At 67.1% G+C, this 17,056-nt stretch carries 13 protein-coding genes; 3 read left to right on the forward strand and 10 right to left on the reverse strand.

Annotated elements, in window-relative coordinates; translation table 11 throughout:
- Positions 1 to 8: 8 nt before the first annotated feature.
- The 8 genes from rsmA to msrB form a co-directional block, all read right to left on the reverse strand.
- Positions 9 to 887: a 16S rRNA (adenine(1518)-N(6)/adenine(1519)-N(6))-dimethyltransferase RsmA gene (gene rsmA / locus XAN126_RS0105960; RefSeq protein WP_024277689.1), complete on the reverse strand. Its 879-nt coding sequence runs from the start codon at positions 885 to 887 to the stop codon at positions 9 to 11.
- Positions 884 to 1,957 carry a 4-hydroxythreonine-4-phosphate dehydrogenase PdxA gene (gene pdxA / locus XAN126_RS0105965; protein ID WP_024277690.1) on the reverse strand — a complete coding sequence of 358 codons (1,074 nt, stop codon included), beginning with the start codon at positions 1,955 to 1,957 and terminating at the stop codon, positions 884 to 886. Before pdxA ends, rsmA begins: the two co-directional genes overlap by 4 nt.
- A 91-nt stretch (positions 1,958 to 2,048) precedes the next feature.
- The gene (locus XAN126_RS0105970; protein ID WP_024277691.1) at positions 2,049 to 2,957 is read right to left on the reverse strand and encodes a SurA N-terminal domain-containing protein; all 909 of its coding nucleotides are present in this window, start codon (positions 2,955 to 2,957) and stop codon (positions 2,049 to 2,051) included.
- A 97-nt stretch (positions 2,958 to 3,054) separates the two neighbouring features.
- Positions 3,055 to 5,484, reverse strand: a complete 2,430-nt coding sequence (locus XAN126_RS0105975; protein ID WP_024277692.1) for an LPS-assembly protein LptD — start codon at positions 5,482 to 5,484, stop codon at positions 3,055 to 3,057.
- Positions 5,485 to 5,594: 110 nt separating this feature from the next.
- A complete protein-coding gene (gene lptG / locus XAN126_RS0105980) occupies positions 5,595 to 6,692 on the reverse strand; it encodes an LPS export ABC transporter permease LptG (RefSeq protein WP_024277693.1) in 1,098 nt (365 codons plus the stop codon).
- A gap of 2 nt (positions 6,693 to 6,694) precedes the next feature.
- On the reverse strand, positions 6,695 to 8,032 hold the full coding sequence (locus XAN126_RS0105985; RefSeq protein WP_024277694.1) for an LptF/LptG family permease: 1,338 nt from the start codon (positions 8,030 to 8,032) through the stop codon (positions 6,695 to 6,697).
- A 138-nt stretch (positions 8,033 to 8,170) separates the two neighbouring features.
- The gene (locus XAN126_RS0105990; RefSeq protein ID WP_024277695.1) at positions 8,171 to 10,267 is read right to left on the reverse strand and encodes a S9 family peptidase; all 2,097 of its coding nucleotides are present in this window, start codon (positions 10,265 to 10,267) and stop codon (positions 8,171 to 8,173) included.
- The gene (gene msrB, locus XAN126_RS0105995; RefSeq protein WP_024277696.1) at positions 10,257 to 10,700 is read right to left on the reverse strand and encodes a peptide-methionine (R)-S-oxide reductase MsrB; all 444 of its coding nucleotides are present in this window, start codon (positions 10,698 to 10,700) and stop codon (positions 10,257 to 10,259) included. Before msrB ends, XAN126_RS0105990 begins: the two co-directional genes overlap by 11 nt.
- Positions 10,701 to 11,247: 547 nt before the next feature.
- Here msrB and XAN126_RS0106000 point away from each other — a divergent pair.
- Positions 11,248 to 11,661 carry a MucR family transcriptional regulator gene (locus XAN126_RS0106000; protein WP_024277697.1) on the forward strand — a complete coding sequence of 138 codons (414 nt, stop codon included), beginning with the start codon at positions 11,248 to 11,250 and terminating at the stop codon, positions 11,659 to 11,661.
- 78 nt (positions 11,662 to 11,739) lie between these two features.
- On the opposite strand, the gene XAN126_RS0106005 is transcribed toward XAN126_RS0106000, so the two are convergent.
- Positions 11,740 to 13,353 (reverse strand): phosphoenolpyruvate carboxykinase, encoded by a 1,614-nt coding sequence (locus tag XAN126_RS0106005; protein ID WP_024277698.1) that lies wholly within the window; start codon positions 13,351 to 13,353, stop codon positions 11,740 to 11,742.
- A gap of 185 nt (positions 13,354 to 13,538) precedes the next feature.
- Positions 13,539 to 14,255 (reverse strand): DUF2470 domain-containing protein, encoded by a 717-nt coding sequence (locus XAN126_RS0106010; RefSeq protein WP_024277699.1) that lies wholly within the window; start codon positions 14,253 to 14,255, stop codon positions 13,539 to 13,541.
- Positions 14,256 to 14,557: 302 nt separating this feature from the next.
- Here XAN126_RS0106010 and XAN126_RS0106015 point away from each other — a divergent pair, with 302 nt between their 5' ends.
- A complete protein-coding gene (locus XAN126_RS0106015; protein WP_024277700.1) occupies positions 14,558 to 15,256 on the forward strand; it encodes a response regulator transcription factor in 699 nt (232 codons plus the stop codon).
- Between the two features lie 31 nt (positions 15,257 to 15,287).
- On the forward strand, positions 15,288 to 17,048 hold the full coding sequence (locus XAN126_RS0106020) for a sensor histidine kinase (protein ID WP_024277701.1): 1,761 nt from the start codon (positions 15,288 to 15,290) through the stop codon (positions 17,046 to 17,048).
- Positions 17,049 to 17,056 lie beyond the last annotated feature (8 nt).

The raw sequence follows: 17,056 nt of genomic DNA on the forward strand, positions 1-17,056 counted from the left end.
GCATCATCTCACTTCAGCGCGGACAGCGCGCCGAACGGACGCCCGACGCCCTCGGAAAAGGCGTTGGCCAGCCGGACGAAGCCGGCGACGTCGATTTCCTCGGCGCGGGCGGTTTCCTCCACGCCGGCGGCGGCGAGCAGGGCCATCGCATCGACGCCAAGGGTCTTCAAGCTCTGGCGCAGCATCTTGCGGCGCTGGCCGAAGGCGGCTTCCGTCACCTTCTCCAGAGCGGACAGCGCGCAGGGCAGGGGCTCCGCGCGCGGCACGAGGTGGATCACCGAGGACGTCACCTTGGGCGGCGGCACGAAGGCCGAGGGGGCGACGTCGAAGGCGATCCGTCCCTTGGTGCGCCAGCCGGCCAGCACCGCGAGGCGGCCGTAGGCCTTCGAGCCCGGTTCGGCCACGATGCGCTCCGCCACTTCCTTCTGGAACATGAGGGTGAGGGAGGAGAACCACGGCGGCCACGGGTCCGTGGAGAGCCAGCCCACCAGCAGCACAGTAGCGATGTTGTAGGGCAGGTTCGCCACCACCCGCGCCTCGCCCTCGCCGATGAGGGGGCGCACATCCACCTTGAGGGCATCGCCCTCGATCACCTCAAGCCGACCGGGATAATGCGCCGCCACTTCGGCCAGCGCATCCATGCAGCGCCGGTCGCGCTCGATGGCGATGACGCGCTTCGCCCCCAGAGCCAGCAGCGCGCGGGTGAGGCCGCCGGGGCCGGGGCCCACCTCCACAATGGTCACATCTTCCAGCGGCCCGGAGGCGCGGGCGATGCGGCCGGTGAGGTTGAGGTCCAGCAGGAAGTTCTGCCCCAGCGACTTCTGCGCCGATAGGCCGTGCTTGCGGATGATATCGCGCAGTGGCGGCAGGTCGTCGAGGGCACTCATGCGCGCGCCAGTGCGGGAACTGGGGTTTCGGTCATCGCCCTCTCTGCGTCGGCGAGGCGGCGGGCGAGCCTCAGGGCGGCGATCAGGCTGGAGGGATCGGCCCGGCCCGTGCCGGCGATGTCGAAGGCCGTGCCGTGGTCCGGCGAGGTGCGGATGAAGGGCAGGCCGAGGGTCACGTTCACCCCATCGTGGAAGGCGAGGGTCTTGGCCGGGATCAGAACCTGATCGTGATACATGCCCACTGCCACGTCATAGCGCGCCCGCGCTTCGGGATGGAACATGGTGTCGGCGGGCAGGGGGCCGGTGGCGAGGATGCCCTCGCGCTTCAGGGCTTCCACGGCGGGACGCACGATGGCCTCGTCCTCGCTGCCCAGCGTGCCCTCTTCCCCGGCGTGGGGATTGAGGCCGCAGAAGGCGAGGCGGGGCCGGGCGATGCCGAAGCGCCGTGCCATGTCGCGGGCGACGATGCGACCGGTCTCCACCAGAAGGTCAACGGTGAGAAGGCCGGGCACCTCGGCATAGGGCACATGGATCGTGGCCGGCACCACCGCGAGCTGCTCCGACCAGATCATCATCACCGGATGCGGCGCTGGCCGGCCCGGCGCGGCGGCGCGGTCGGCGAGCCATTCGGTATGGCCGGGGAAGGGAAAGCCCGCCTCGTACATCACAGACTTGGCGAGCGGATTGGTGACGAGGGCCGCGGCTCGCCCGGCTGTCACGAGGCCGAGGGCGGCCTCAAGGCTCGCCTCCACGCAAGCGGCGGAGGAGGCGTCGGGCCGGCCGGGCCGGCCGGTGAAGGCAGGGCCGGCGGGGAGCACCGGCAGGGCATTGGCGAAGTGCGCAACTGCGCCCTCGGGTGTCGTCTCGACAAGTGGCACGTCGAGGCCGAGGAGGTCGGCGCGGGCGGCGAGCGCGGCGGGATCACCGGCGACGATGAAGGCCGGGACGGCCGCGGTGCCGCCTGTCGCGCCACCTGCCGCGCGACGGCGCAGGAAGGCGGCGAGCGTGACGTCGGGGCCGATGCCGGCCGGATCGCCGAGGGCGAGAACAAGGGGAGAGACGGCGGGCATCAGCGATTCGTCAGCAGTACGGTTCTGCGCCGGGTGCGAGCGCGGGCCGACCATAGCACGCGGGAACTGGCGCGAAGTCCCGCCGCGCGGATCAGCGACGGTATTCGATCAGGGCCTGCTTGCGCAGCTCGGCGATGAACTTCTTCGATTCGGCGGTGAACTGGCTGGTGGTCAGCTCGTCCTTGATCTCGCGCTTCTGCGAGCTCTCGCCGCGCACCTCCCGCTTGCCGCACATGGCGAAGGTCTCGACCCCGGCCTGGGCCACCTCGGGCGGCGTGAGTCGGCCGATTTCGGTCTTGTCCAGGATTTGCTTGAGCTGGGCGGGGACTTCGGAGGACAGGCGCGTCACCTTGGGGCGCACCACCACCTCCTTCATGGACTTCACCATCTGGGCGCCGCTGTCGCAATCGGTGAAGCGGGCACGCAGGGCGTTGGCTTCGGCCAGTCGCGCCTGATGCGTGCTGGCATTGCGCGGCACCACGAAGACGATGGGCATGAGGGTGTATTCGGTGGCGACCAATTGGGTCTCGCCGCGCTTCTGCAAGGCGGCGATCACGTCGGCGTCGCGGATGTTCACCGTGCCGGAGCGGGCGCGGACATACTGGCCCCAGACATAATCGGCGAGCAGCTTCTGCTTGAAGGTGCGGTCGTCGAGCCCCTGCTGCTTGAAGCCAGAGGACAATTGCTCGGGCGTGCGGCCCGACCGCTCGGCCACCGAGGCGAACATGCGGTCCACGTCCTTCTGATCCACGTCGAGCTTCAGGCGGCTGGCCTGCTGGATCTTGAGCCGCTCGTCGATCAGCTCTTCCAGCGCTTCCTTTGCACCGATGGGCTTGCGCTCGATGAGGCTGTGGAGGAGCTGGCGCTGCGAGACGTCGTAGTTCGTGATCGGATCGCCGTTGACGACGACCACGACCTGCTGCGCAAGCGCCGGCGTACCCAAGGTGAGCACGGGCACGAGGAGGGCGATGGCGAGGAGAAGAAGGCGTACGAGCGGCATGGTCCTGTCCGGGGGCTGCCTGCGACTTTTGTCTTCATCCTGTGGCGGCAATGCGGCTTCGCGAGCGTGGCCGTAACGTTCGCCGCCGCAGCCGGCATCAATTCGAGGATTCGGAGCCGAAGCTGGTGGAGAACCCGCCTTCGCCGAGGGTGCGCAGGCCGATGCGGAACATCACCTTCGTCACCGGCGGCGAATTGGGGCCGTTGATGGTGTAGTCGGAGATGTAGTTGAGGGCGAGGGTGAAGCAGTCGTCGATGTAGCTGAGACCGACCAGGGTGTAGTCCACATCACCTGCCGTAAAGTCGTAGCGGATGGCGCCGCGGACGGCCCAGTTGTCGGTCAGCTTGTAGGAGGCGTTGGTGTAGATGCCCTCGCGCTGGTCATAATAACCGAGCAGCGGCTGGGCTTCGTAGCGGCCGTAGGTGACGGCGATGTTGAACTTGTCGATTTCGGCCCGCGCTTGCAGCTCGAACCGCTGCATGGAGAAATTCTGCTCGTCGAAGCGGAAGCGGGTCACGAATTCGAGATATTTGGTGGGCGAGTAGCCGAACTTGGCGATGTAGTCCGAAGCCGAGGTCTCGAGGCCCGATTCAAGGCCGGTGTTGGCCATGTCGCCGTAGGCGTAGGAGTTCTTGCCGAACAGATTGTAGGACTGGCCGACGACGGCGGTGAACAGGCCGGCGCCATTGATGGCGGCGGTGTAGGTCACGCCGAGGTTGAGGCGGCTACCGCCCTCGACCCGGTCATATCCGGAATACTTATTGATCTCGAAGAGGTTGGTGTCGTCGAACACCAGGCTCTGGGCGTCCTCGTTCGGGAACTTGCCAATGTTGCTCTCGTTCGGGCGGATGATGACCTGCGCCCTCGGCTCGATGGTCTGGGTGCCCCAGCTCTCCGCCGAGATGAAGGGATATTTATAGTCCACGCCCACCGCGGGCATGGCGCGGATGAGGTCATCGCTGCCGGACTGGAGCGGGTTCTGGCCGGGGAAGGTGGGGCCGAACTGGTAGCTCGCGGGCAGGTAAGAGGTGTTGACCGAGGCCACGTCCACGCGCGCCGTGACGAACGGCGTCCACTGCTGGCCGATGGAATCGGTGATGGTCTTCTTCCAATAGACGTCGCCGGACAGGCGCGTGTAGTCGCCCGGCGCACCGCGCAGCAGGCATTCCTTCGCGTTCGGGCTCCACAGGGTGCAGGCCCCGGTGGGCACGCCGACGCTGCCAATGGCGGAGGTGAGTTCGGAAGTGCCGATGAAGTCGGCCTGCTGGCGGGTCAGGCTTGTGAGGTTCACCTTGAACCCGGCCTCGCCACCCCACAGGGCGTTGTTGAACACCTTGTCGTAGTTGAGCGTGCCGACGACGGGCTGGCGCGCCTGGTCATCCGTCACGCCAAGGCCGAGGAAGTAGAGGCCGCGCAGGTCGAAATAGGAGCGGTCGCCCTGACCGGTCAGGTAGACGGTGGAGGTCTTGGTGGTGGTCGTGTCCGGGATCAGGTTGTAGTCGCGCAGGAAGGCGCGGTCGGACGCCACGGTGGCATCCCAGCCGAAGGTCCAGAACTTGTTCAGCGCGAAGGCACCGGAGCTTTCCACCGCGCCGCGGTCCTCACGGTAGCCGGGAAGGATCTCGGTGATGCCGTTGGACGTGGTGATGAAGTCCTGCGGGTTCTGCTGCACGATGCCGGCGGCGCGGATGGTGTAGCTGCCGTTGATGAGGCGCTGGCGCCATTCGCCCTGCATCAGCACCCCCTGCTGGGTCACGATGGACGGGGTGAGTGTCAGGTCGCGGTCGGGCGCGATGTTCCAGAAGAAGGGAACGGAGACGCCGTAGCCGATCTGGCTTGAGGAGAAGAACTCCGGCATCAGGAAGCCGGTCTTGCGCTTCACCGTCGGGTCGGGCGACGACATGTACGGGAAATAGGCCACCGGCAGGCCGAAGAACTCGACCCAGGCGTCCTCGTAATAGACCATCTTCTCGTCGTCGTTGTGGATGATCTTTTTGGCCTTGATCTGCCACAGCGGCGGCTTCGAGGGGTCGTCCTTGCACGGCTCGCAGGCCGTGTAGATCCCGTTCTGGAACACGGTGATGTTGCCGTCGGTCCGGTCGGCCCGGATGGCGGCAAAGTGGGTGTTGTCCGGCGTGTCGAGGCGCAGGGAATCGATGAAGCCCTGCTTGAAGTCCTGCGTCAGCTGCAGGGTGTCGGCGGTGACGATCTTGCCGTCCTTGTCCTTGAGGCGGGCGTTGCCTTCCGCGCGCAGGGTGTTGGCCTTGCGGTCCAGCACCACGCGGTGCGCCTCGAGGGTGGAGCCGTCATAATAGATCTGGACGTTGCCGACAGCCGAGACGGTGTCCTTCTGGTAGTCGTATTCGAGCTGGTCTGCCGTCACCAGCATCTTCTGGTTCGGGTCGAGCTGGCGCGCGGAGAGGAGATTGCCGCCGGGCGCCGTGTTCTGGCTGGCGGCTGGCTGAGCGGTCTGCGCGCGGGCGCTCCCCATCGGCGCGAGGAGCGCGACGAGGCCAGCAAAGATCAAGCTGAAGGCGGCAGCCGAGGAGGCGCGTCGAGACGCGCGACCGCCCGTTCCCCGCGCCGCTGCGCGAAGGCCCTTGGCAGTCATCCCTACGGCGGGGGGATGCCCGACCGTCATCCGTCCTCCCGGTGCAACAGAATGAGCGCCCCCAACAAAATCCCGGTCACTGCAGGAAACCACGCAGCAGCAACGGGATGAACGATTCCAGCCTCACCAAGATCCTCGGCGAGCTTGGTCCCAACATAAAGCAGAAAGCCCGCAAGCACGCCACCGAGAATCGTCTGGCCCACCCCGCCGAAGCGGAACACGCGGAGGCCCACGACCGCGGCAATGAGGACCATTGCCACCAGCAGAAACGGCTTTGCGAGAAGGCTCTGGAGCTGCAAACGGTATTTTTCCGCGCCGAAGCCGGATTGTTCTGCACTGCGAATAGCCGACGGGAGTTGCCAGAACGACACGGTTTCCGGGGCGATCAGCGAATCCTGGATCTGCTTCGGGTCCAGTTTCGTGGCGATCAGGTAGGTATCATAGGAGGCGAGGTCGAGGCCCGGAACGAGCACCTTGGCGCCGGTAAGAATCCATGCACCATCTCCCAAGGTTGCAGATTTCGCCTCCACACGCTCCATGAAGTTCCCGGCCGGATCGAACTCGAAAATCACCACGCCCGACAGCACGCGGCCGCCCTGGCGGGAGGACTGCGCCTGGATGATGGACTGGCCGTCCACGCTCTGCTGGCGAATCCAGAAGTCCTTCTTCCCCTGGGTAAAGCCGGGGGTACCGCCGCCGCTGGCGAAGATGTCGCCCTCGATCTGGTTGGCCCGCTCCTTGAAGTCGGCCGAGATGGGGTTGAACACGCAGGTGGCGAAGACGCCCACCAGGAAGGCCACCAGAACCGGCGGGGTGATGAACTGCCAGACCGAAAGCCCCACCGCCCGCGCCACCACCAGTTCGAGCCGGCGGGACAGGATGACGAAGGTGACCATGCCGCCGAACAGCACGGCGAAGGGCAGGAGCTGCTCGGTGAAGGCGGGGGCACGGTAGAGGGTGAGCAGGGCGAGAAGGCTCACCGTCACCTGCTCGCGGTCCGCCGTACGCCGGGCCATCTCCAGGAAGTCCACGAGCACGATCAGCGTGACGCAGGACAGGAAGATGACCGCCACTGCGTGCGCGAAGCGCCGCGCGAAATAGAAGCCGAGGATGCGTCCGATCATCGTCAGGCCGCTGCCCGCCGCGAGAAACGCGCGCGGATCGAGGCGCCGAGCGCCGTCAGCGCCGCCGGCGGCGCGAGGCGGATCCAGCCCTGGAGCACCATGGCGCAGATGATGACGGTGACGATGGGCAGCGCATAGATCAGCGGCACCGCGGCGGCATTGGCCTTCAACTGACCGGCGATGGCGAAATTGCCGATCTGCACCAGCCCCATCGCGGGGATGATGGCGGTGAGCGCCGCGCCCCGGCTCTGGCGGGTGGTGCGCGGCTGGGCGAGCGCCGCGGCGGCGATGGCGAAGAAGGCCATGGGATAGAGCCCCGCCGAGAGGCGCTTGTGCAACTCCTCCCGATATCGTCCGGGGAAAAAGCGGACGTACATGTCCTCGGCCGGCGGGTTCATCACATAGGACAGCGGCCGTTCCATGGGCTTGATGTCCACGCCCTTGTTGTCCGGCGCCAGCGACGACAGATCGAAGGCGTAGCGCTGGAATTCCACCACCGAGGAATTGGCGGCCTTGCTGTCGGAGCGTCCCTGCTTCTGGTCACCGGCCGGGGCTGCGGGAGCCGCCGGGGCGGGCGCGGACGAATCGGCGGGTTTGGTGGCCTGTCCCCCCCCGTTCTGCACGGCGAGCCGGGCGCGGGCCGCGGCGCGGGCCTCCTCGGGGGTCGGCTGGGGCGTCGCCTCGGTCTTCCAGAGGTCGCCGCCGCGCCGGTGAATGGAGCCGTTCTCCAGCACCAGGAAGATGCCGGCCTTGCTCTCGACGATCTGGCCACGATCCGCGAGGTAGGTAGAAACCTCCTTCTCGCGGGCGTCATTGATGAAGATGCCGCGCATCACGCCGTTGGCGGAGCGCTCGCGCACGTGGAAGACGAGGCCCTGCGTCAGGTTCACGAAGCGGCCGGGCTGGGCGACGAAGGACACCACGTCCGCGCGCACCTTCGTCACCTGCTCGCGGAAGCTGGTGAGGCTGGCCGGCACCACATGGACGGCGAGGGAGGAGCAGAACAGGGAGACGAGAATCGCGAGCAGGATGAGCGGGCGCAGCAGGCGCCACGGCCCCATGCCGGCGGCCGCCATCACCACGATCTCGCTGTCGCCGTTGAGCTTCAGCAGCGTGTAGGCGGTGGCGATGAACAAAGCGGCGGGCGCGATCACCAGCACCAGAGTCGGCATGGTGAGGCTGGTGATAGCGATGAAGGCGATGATGGTCTGGCCCTGGCTGGTCACCAGGTCGAGCTGGCGCAGCGCCTGCGTCGCCCAGATCATCCCGGCGAGCACGACCACGACCCCCAGGAAGGCAACAGCCGCCGTGGAGAAGATGTAGCGATCCAGACGGCCCATCACAGCATGCCTTTAAATGCGCGGAGCCGCCCCCTCACTCGCATGTCGATCGACAGCGCGCTCTGGATAGCCGGAAGCCGTCCGCCGCGCAAATGTCCGTGGGGAAAGGCTCGCTCTTCCCCTGTGAATGGCCACGCCTCAGCCGGCGCGGCCAACCGTTCTCAGGGCAAAGAGGTAGACGAGGGCGACCTCGTCCAGCCTGTCGAACCGCCCGGCGGCGCCGCCATGGCCCGCATCCATGTTGGTCCGCAGCAGGATCGGCCGGGCTCCGGTATCCGCCGCCCGCAGCCGCGCCACCCACTTCGCCGGCTCCCAATAGGTCACGCGCGGATCGGTGAGCCCGGCGAGGGCGAAGATGGAGGGGTAGGCCTGGGCCTTCACATTATCCACCGGCGAATAGCCCCGGATGCGGTGAAAGGCCGCTTCGTCGGCGATGGGATTGCCCCACTCTGGCCATTCCGGCGGGGTGAGGGGCAGGGTGTCGTCCAGCATGGTCGTGAGAACGTCCACGAACGGCACCTCGGCGACGATGCCGGCGAACAGGTCGGGCCGGAGATTCGCCACCGCCCCCATCAGCATGCCGCCCGCCGAGCCCCCCTGGGCGACGATGCGCTCGGGCCGGGTGAAGCCCTCGGCGACCAGATGCTCGGCTGCGGCGATGAAATCCGTGAAGGTGTTGGTCTTCTTCGCCAGCTTGCCGTCGGCATACCAGCGCCAGCCCTTGTCCGTGCCGCCGCGGATATGGGCGATGGCATAGATGAAGCCACGATCCACCAGCGACAGCCGGTTGGTGGCGAAGCCGGCGGGAATGGTGATTCCGTAGGCGCCATAACCGTAGAGCAGCAGCGGGGCGGAGCCGTCGAGCGGCGTGTCCCTGTGGTAGAGCAGGGAGACCGGCACGGTTTCGCCGTCCGGCGCCGGGGCCATCAGGCGGCGCGTCACATAATGCGCCGGGTCGTGGCCGGAGGGCACTTCCTGCCGCTTCAGCATCTCCCGCCGGCGGCTCGCCATGTCATAGTCCCAGACCTCGGACGGGGTGGTCATGGACGCATAGGTGAAGCGCAACTGGGTGGTGTCGAAGGCGTATCCCGCCGACATGCCCAGCGCATAGGCCTCCTCGTCGAAGGCGATGGCGTGTTCCGCGCCGTCGGCTAGCGCCCGGATGACGATGCGCGGCAGTCCGCCTTCGCGCTCCAGGCGCGCCATGTGGCCGCTGAACACCGTGTGGCTCAGGATCATGCAGCCGGGGCGATGCGGGACCAGATCGCTCCAGTGCTCCCGCCCCGGCGTGGCGACGGGGGCCGTGGTGATCTTGAAATCCTCGGCGCCGTCCGCATTGGTCAGGAAGATCAGGGTATCGACGCCGCCAAGGTCGGGATGGTGCTCCACCTCGTAGCGCACGCCCTCGGTACGCGGCGCGACGCAGCGCGGGGTGGCGGCCGGGTCCTGAAGGTCCATAAGGTGGACCTCGGACGTCTCGTGGTCGCCGCACGCGATCAGCCCGTAGCGGCGGGACTGGGTTTCCCCCAGCGAGACGAAGAAGCCCTTGTCCGGCTCCTCGTAGATCAGCGTGTCCGTCTCCGGCGCCGTGCCGATGAAATGGCGGAAGACGAGGGACGGGCGGTGCTCGGCATCCCGGCGGATGTAATAGAGCACGCTGCCGTCGGCGCTCCACAGGAGGTCTCCCGTGGTCTCCTCGATGGCGTCGGGAAGGTCGGCACCGGTCGCGAGGTCGCGGACGCGAAGGGAATAGAGTTCGGAGCCGGAGGTGTCGGCGGAATAGGCGAGGCGGCGGTGATCGGCGCTGTGCCGCCAGTGGCCAAAGTGAAAATAGGCCTTGCCCGCGGCTTCCCTGTCGCCGTCGAGGAGGATGGCCTCCGCCCCGTCCGGCAGCGCCTTGCGGCAGGCGAGGGGATGCTGGCCCCCCTCCCGGTGGCGGGAATAATAGGCGAAGGGGCCGTCCGGCGCCGGCACGGAGGAATCATCCTCCTTGATGCGCCCGCGCATCTCGGCGACCAGCTTTCCCTTGAGATCGCCGAGCGGGGCGAACCAGGCGTCCGCATAGGCGTTCTCGGCCTCGAGATAGGTCCGGATGTCGCCGTCGAGCACGGACGGGTCGCGCATGACGGCGCGCCAGTTGTCGGCGCGCAGCCAGGCGTAGTCGTCGGTGAGGGAAAAGCCGTGGACGGTGCGGGTCGACGGACGGCGAGGGGCGCGCGGCGGCTCAGACGCCACGGTCTGCCCCGTCGTCCGGCTTCAGGGAGAGGGCGGTGCCGTTCATGCAGAAACGCAGGCCGGTCGGCGCCGGGCCATCAGGAAAGACATGGCCGAGATGGCTGTCGCAGGATGCGCAGCGCACCTCGATGCGGCGCATGCCGTGGGAGACGTCCTCATGGGTCACGACCGCCTCAGGCGACACCGGCTGGAAGAAGCTCGGCCAGCCCGTACCTGAATTGTACTTGCTCTCGGAGCGGAACAGCGGCGTGCCGCAGGCGACACAGGAATAAAGGCCTGCGCGCTTCTCGTCCCAGTAGGGGCCGGTGAAGGCGCGCTCGGTGCCGGCCTGACGGGCGATTCTGAACTGCTCGGGCGTGAGGCAGGAGCGCCATTCGCTTTCGCTCTTCACGACCTTGGTGTGGTCCGCGTCGGAAGGGGCAGAGGTGGACATGGAAGAACCCCGGTCTGATTTGTCGCAGAGGTAGGCATTCCATATGGCGACGGCAAGGCTGCATGCGATCACACATGCGCGCGGGTGGATCGATGGGGGCGGATGGCCTGGGGTGCCCGCGACATGCCGCTGCGGCTGTCCCGGGCGGCAGCACGCCGGGTCGGTAGTGCAGATTTGCGATATTGCGACAAATCAAGAAGACGAGCCGTATTGCGGAAATATCGGTTGCAAAGTTGAAAACACGAAACTAACACGGACTTATAGCCGTCTTCGCAGCATCCGTGCGCGGGCGACTGTTCAGGGTACGTACACTGTCCGAGGTTCGTACACTGTGTGTCTGCGGACGAGCGCAGCGGGGCGCGGCGAAAGCGTCCTGGTGGTGCCTTGCGTCTTGGTCACGCCTTGGCAGCACTGGACCCCACCTTGATCGCATACGCCGAGTTCTCCCGATCCGCCCGCCGATTGCATGTCCTGATTGTTCGGAAGCGCGAAACCTGACCGACCGCGCATTCGTCATCTCACGCCATCTCAACGCGAAGCAGGTCCCATGAGCGACACCACGGAACAGACGGCCTTCATCGAGCTCGCGACGGATATCATCTCCGCCTACGTCGGCAACAACACGGTTGCCGCGGCCGAGCTGCCGGCCCTCATCAACGACGTTTTCAACGCGCTCACGCGCCTCGGCACCGGCGAGGCGCCGGCCGACGCCGAGCCGCTCAAGCCGGCGGTGGCGGTGAAGCGTTCCGTGAACGCGGACTTCATCATCTGCCTGGAGGACGGCAAGAAGTTCAAGTCGCTGAAGCGCCACCTGCGCACGCGCTACGACATGACCCCCGAGCAGTATCGCGAGAAGTGGGGCCTGCCGGCCGACTATCCCATGGTCGCCCCCAACTATGCCGCCGCCCGCTCGGAGCTCGCCAAGCAGATGGGCCTCGGCCAGCAGCGCCGTCGCGGCTGAAGCATTTCCCTCTCAAACGGAAAGGCCCGGCGCAACGCGCCGGGCCTTTTTGCGTCTGGAGCCTGCGAAGACCGCCGCTCACTCGGCGGCGATGCGGACCTGGGGCTGGGCGTCGCGCACGGCGGCGTCCACATGGGTCTCGAAGCGGGCGAAGTTCTCGCGGAACATGTTCACCAGCCGGCGCGCGGTGGCGTCGAAGTCCGCTTTATCGGCCCAGGTCTTGGACGGATAAAGGATGTGCGGCTCGATGCCCGGCACGGAAGTGGGCACCTCGAAGCCGAAATAGGGATCGGTGCGGAACGAGGCGCCCTTGAGCGAACCGTCCAGCACGGCGGTGAGCAGCGTGCGCGTGACCTTGATGGGCATGCGCCGCCCGGTACCGAACTTGCCGCCGGTCCAGCCGGTGTTCACCAGCCAGCAGTCCACGCCGTGCTCCGCGATGAGATCGCGGAGCAAATTGCCGTAGACGGAGGGATGGCGCGGCATGAAGGGCGCGCCGAAGCAGGTGGAGAAGGTGGCTTCCGGGTCCTTCACCCCCTTCTCGGTGCCCGCGACCTTCGCGGTGTAGCCGGAGAGGAAGTGATACATGGCCTGCGCCGGGCTCAGCCGCGCGATGGGTGGCAGCACGCCGAAGGCGTCGCAGGTGAGCATCACCACATTCTTCGGCTGGCCCGCGCGGCCGGTGGGGCTGGCATTGGGGATGAAGGCGAGGGGATAGCAGGAGCGGGTATTCTCGGTGAGGCTGCCGTCGTCGAAGTCCGGCACCCGCGTCACCTTGTCCAGCACCACATTCTCCAGCACCGTGCCGAAGCGGTTGGAGGCGGCGAAGATCTCGGGCTCGGCCTCGGCGGAGAGGCGGATGGTCTTGGCGTAGCAGCCGCCCTCGAAATTGAACACGCCGTCCTGGCTCCAGCCGTGCTCGTCGTCGCCGATGAGCGTGCGGTTGGGATCGGCGGACAGCGTGGTCTTGCCGGTGCCCGACAGGCCGAAGAACAGACAGACGTCGCCCGCGTCGCCTACGTTCGCCGAGCAGTGCATGGGCATGATGCCCTTTTTCGGCAGGATGTAGTTGAGCGCGGTGAACACCGACTTCTTCATCTCGCCCGCATAGGACGAGTTGCCGATGAGGACGATGCCGCGGGTAAAGTCCACCGCGATCACCGTCTCCGAGCGAACCCCGTGGCGCACCGGGTCGGCCTTGAAGGACGGCAGGTCGATGATGGTCATTTCCGGCACGAAGCCGTCCAGCTCGGCCCGTTCGGGGCGGCGCAGCATGGTGCGGATGAACAGGGAGTGCCACGCGAATTCGGTATAGACGCGCACCTTGATGCGGGAGGCCGGATCAGCGCCGCCATAAAGGTCCTGCGCGAACAGGGTCTTGTCCTCGGCCTCCTTCAGGAAGTCCTGATAGAGCGTCTCGAACTGCTCCGGCGTGATGGCGCCGTTATTGTCCCACCAGACCTCGCCCTCGGTGGTGGCGTCGCGCACCACGAACTTGTCCTTGGGGCTGCGGCCGGTATGGGCGCCGGTCTCGGCCATCAGGGCGCCGCCGGAGGACAGGTGCCCTTCCTTGTGGGCCAGCGCGTGCTCGTAGAGCTCGGGCTCCAGAAGATTCCAGTGGACCGCCGTAAGATGCTTGAGGCCGAAAGTGTCCGCGCCGCAGGCGCTGTTCCGGTGACCGGTTTCGAGCACGGAAGATTCCTCCACAGTTCCCGCCGGCGTGACGCCGGCATTCATCCGCCGTCCCGCTCTCGTAGAGTTATGCGGGAGGTGTCGGGCCGGGGACGTCTTTGCGCATCCCTCGAAGCCGCGGCGAGCAAGCTAGAGGGAGTTCGCCGCCAAGGAAACTCCGACAAACGGAGGCTAAACGTTTAAATTCAGGCCGCGGTTCCACGCCGTGCGTCGTTCACCAGCTTCACCAGTTCTTGCCGCACTGCAGCAAGGTCTTCCGCCCGTCTGGTAAAATCGAGCCGGCGCACGAGATCGCCGCAGATCAGCTCGCACCCCTCGGGATCGAGGGAGAGCAGGCGCCAGTCGCCCTCCGGCGCGCCGAGGAGCACGGTGGCGTAGAGGCGCACGGCATCGGCATGGTCCGCATTCATGTGCGCGATCACGCCGTCCACCCCTTCGGCCAGCGCCTCCGCCCCCTGCCAGCCGGTGAGCAGCTTTTCGCCCGGTACGTCCACGATGCGGCCGAAGCCTTCGACCAGGTGCGCCTCGGTGATGTCGATGGCGTAAAAGGCGAAATCCGTGAAATCCGCATATCCCGCCGCCGCTTCGTGCCGGGCGAGATAGCGCGCGCGGACCTCCGGGGCCGGGGCGGGCCCGATGCGGCCGATGAGGCTGGCGCGGGGCGCGTTCAGCGGGTCTTCGGCGCCGGCCGCCGAGACAAGGAGGGAGACGCGCGCATCGCCCGCGATGTTGCGGGTGTGCCGGGCGAGGCGGGAGATGAGCAGCGTCGGGCGGCCCTCCGGGTCCGTGGAGATTGCCACCAGAGAGGCGTAGGGCGCGCCGTCACCCTCCAGCGTTGCAAGGGCGCCGAAGCGGGCCTCGCGCACGAGGTGGCGGACGGCGGTCGCGGACGGCTTGGTCATGGGGCTCCTCCTGCGGGGCGGTGCCACGATGCTCCGGCGCGGCGGCCGGGCGCAAGGGGAGGGGCGCGACCGGACGCCCGCCCTTCCGTAAGGGACATACGGAAAGGGAAGCCTGATTAAGGGTATTCGGCGGCTGCCATTTGGTGTCGGTGGAGAATCCCGCTATTTTGCGTCGATCGAGTCTTGTGTGTCACATTTCGGCCACGCGAACGCGGTTCACCGCAGTGAGAGGCCGCAACAGATGGCTGGCTTGAAGGCCCGTGTTCAACGGTCCGCTTTCCGGACGGCTTTAAAGAGGTGTCATGCCCACGATCGCCCTCGTCGACGACGACCGCAACATCCTGACCTCGGTCTCCATCGCTCTGGAGGCGGAGGGCTACCGCATCGACACCTACACGGACGGCGCCTCGGCCCTGGACGGGTTCAAAACCAACCCGCCGGACCTTGCCATCCTCGACATCAAGATGCCCCGCATGGACGGCATGGAGCTGCTCCGCCGCCTGCGCCAGAAGACCGACATGCCCGTGATCTTCCTCACCTCCAAGGACGAGGAGATCGACGAGCTGTTCGGCCTCAAGATGGGCGCCGATGATTTCATCAAGAAGCCCTTCTCCCAGCGCCTGCTGGTGGAGCGGGTGAAGGCGGTGCTGCGCCGCGTCGGCGCCAAGGATGGCGCCGCCCCGCGCGAGGTGGACAGCGCCAAGGTGCTGGAGCGCGGCAACCTGCGCATGGACCCGGAGCGCCACACCTGCACCTGGAAGGCCGAGCCGGTGACGCTCACCGTCACCGAGTTCCTCATCCTCCAGGCGCTCGCCCAGCGTCCCGGCGTGGTCAAGAGCCGCAACGCCCTCATGGACGCGGCCTATGACGATCAGGTCTATGTGGACGACCGCACCATCGACAGCCACATCAAGCGGCTGCGCAAGAAGTTCAAGTCGGTGGACGATTCGTTCGAGATGATCGAGACCTTGTACGGCGTCGGCTACCGGTTCAAGGAGTGATCCGGGCCGCGCGCGGTAGGTTCGGCACCATATGACGGTCGAGACCAACGAGGCGCCGCTGGAGCGTCCGAGCGAGCCGGCGGGCATTCTCGCCACCGTTCGGCGCGTGCGCCGCTTCGTGGCGTTCAAGGGCTTCTCGTCGCTCACGCGGCGCATCGTGCTCCTGAACCTTGCGGGCCTGTGCGCGCTGGTCTCCGGCATCCTTTACCTCTCGGAGTTCCGCTCCGGCCTCATCGACGCGCGCATCCAGAGCCTTCTGGTGCAGGGCGAGATCATCGCCGCCGCCATCGCCTCTTCGGCGCAGGTCGAGACCAACGCCATCACGCTCGACCCCGATCGCCTGCTGGAATTGCAGGCGGGCGAGAGCTACGGCCCCGAGGACGGCTTCGCGCCGCTGGAATTCCCCATCAATCCCGAGCGCGTGGCCCCAGTGCTGCGCCGCCTCGTCGGCCCGACCCGGACCCGCGCCCGCATCTATGACCGGGAAGGCCAGCTGCTGCTGGACTCCCGCTCGCTCTATTCCCGCGGCGAGATCCTGCGCTTCGACCTGCCTTCGCCCAATGAGCCCAAGCCCGGGTTCCTGGAGCGCGCGTGGCTCGGCATCCAGCTCTGGCTCGGCCGTGGCGACCTGCCGCTTTACCGCGAGATGGGGCCGCAGGCCGGCAAGAACTATCCGGAGGTCGCCTCCGCCGCGCTCGGCACCAAGGCCAGCGAGGTGCGGGTGGATGAGCGCGGGCAGGTGGTGGTCTCGGTCGCCGTGCCCATCCAGCGCTTCCGCGCCATCCTCGGCGTGCTGCTGCTCTCCACCCAGAGCGGCGAGATCGATGCGGCGGTGAAGGCCGAACGCTTCGTCATCGTCCGCGTCTTCCTGGTGGCGGCGGCGGTGATGGTGCTGCTCTCCGTGCTGCTGGCCGGCACCATCGCCGATCCGGTGCGCAAGCTCGCCGCCGCGGCGGAGCGGGTGCGCCGGCGCATCAAGACCCGGGTGGAAATTCCCGATTTTACCGCCCGCGCCGACGAGATCGGCCATCTCTCCGGCGCCCTCCGCGATATGACCAGCGCGCTCTACAATCGCATCGAGGCCATCGAGAGTTTCGCGGCGGACGTGGCGCACGAATTGAAGAATCCGCTCACCTCGCTGCGCAGCGCGGTGGAGACGCTGCCGCTGGCCAAGACTGATTCTTCCCGCTCGCGCCTGCTTGAGGTGATCCAGCATGACGTGAAGCGTCTCGACCGCCTCATCTCCGACATCTCCGACGCCAGCCGCCTGGACGCGGAGCTGCAGCGGCAGGAAGCGGTGACGGTGGACCTGAAGCAGCTTCTAGAGATGGTGGTGGGCCTCGCCCAGGACGTGCGCAAGGATGACGGAGTAATCGTCTCCCTCACCTTCGATCGCGCGGTGGGGGCGCCGCAGGACTACAACATCGCCGGCCATTCCTCGCGCCTCGGCCAGGTGGTGGACAATCTCGTCTCCAACGCCCGCTCCTTCTCGCCGCAGGGCGGCTCGGTGCGCGTCACCTGCCGCCGCCTCAAGGACGGGGCGGAGATCACCGTGGACGACGACGGGCCGGGCATTCGCCCCGATGCCCTCTCGCGCATCTTCGAGCGCTTCTACACGGATCGCCCGCACCAGGGCTTCGGCCAGAATTCCGGCCTCGGCCTCTCCATCTCGCGGCAGATCGTGGAAGCCCACGGCGGGCGCATCTGGGCCGAGAACCGCACTGCTACCGATCCCGATGGCACCCCCCACGTCACCGGCGCGCGCTTCGTCGTGCGCCTGCCCACCGGCTGACCGTGACC

Origin of the sequence: Xanthobacter sp. 126 (assembly GCF_000526175.1) — a bacterium.
In the GTDB taxonomy this organism is placed as follows: Bacteria; Pseudomonadota; Alphaproteobacteria; order Rhizobiales; family Xanthobacteraceae; genus Xanthobacter; species Xanthobacter aminoxidans.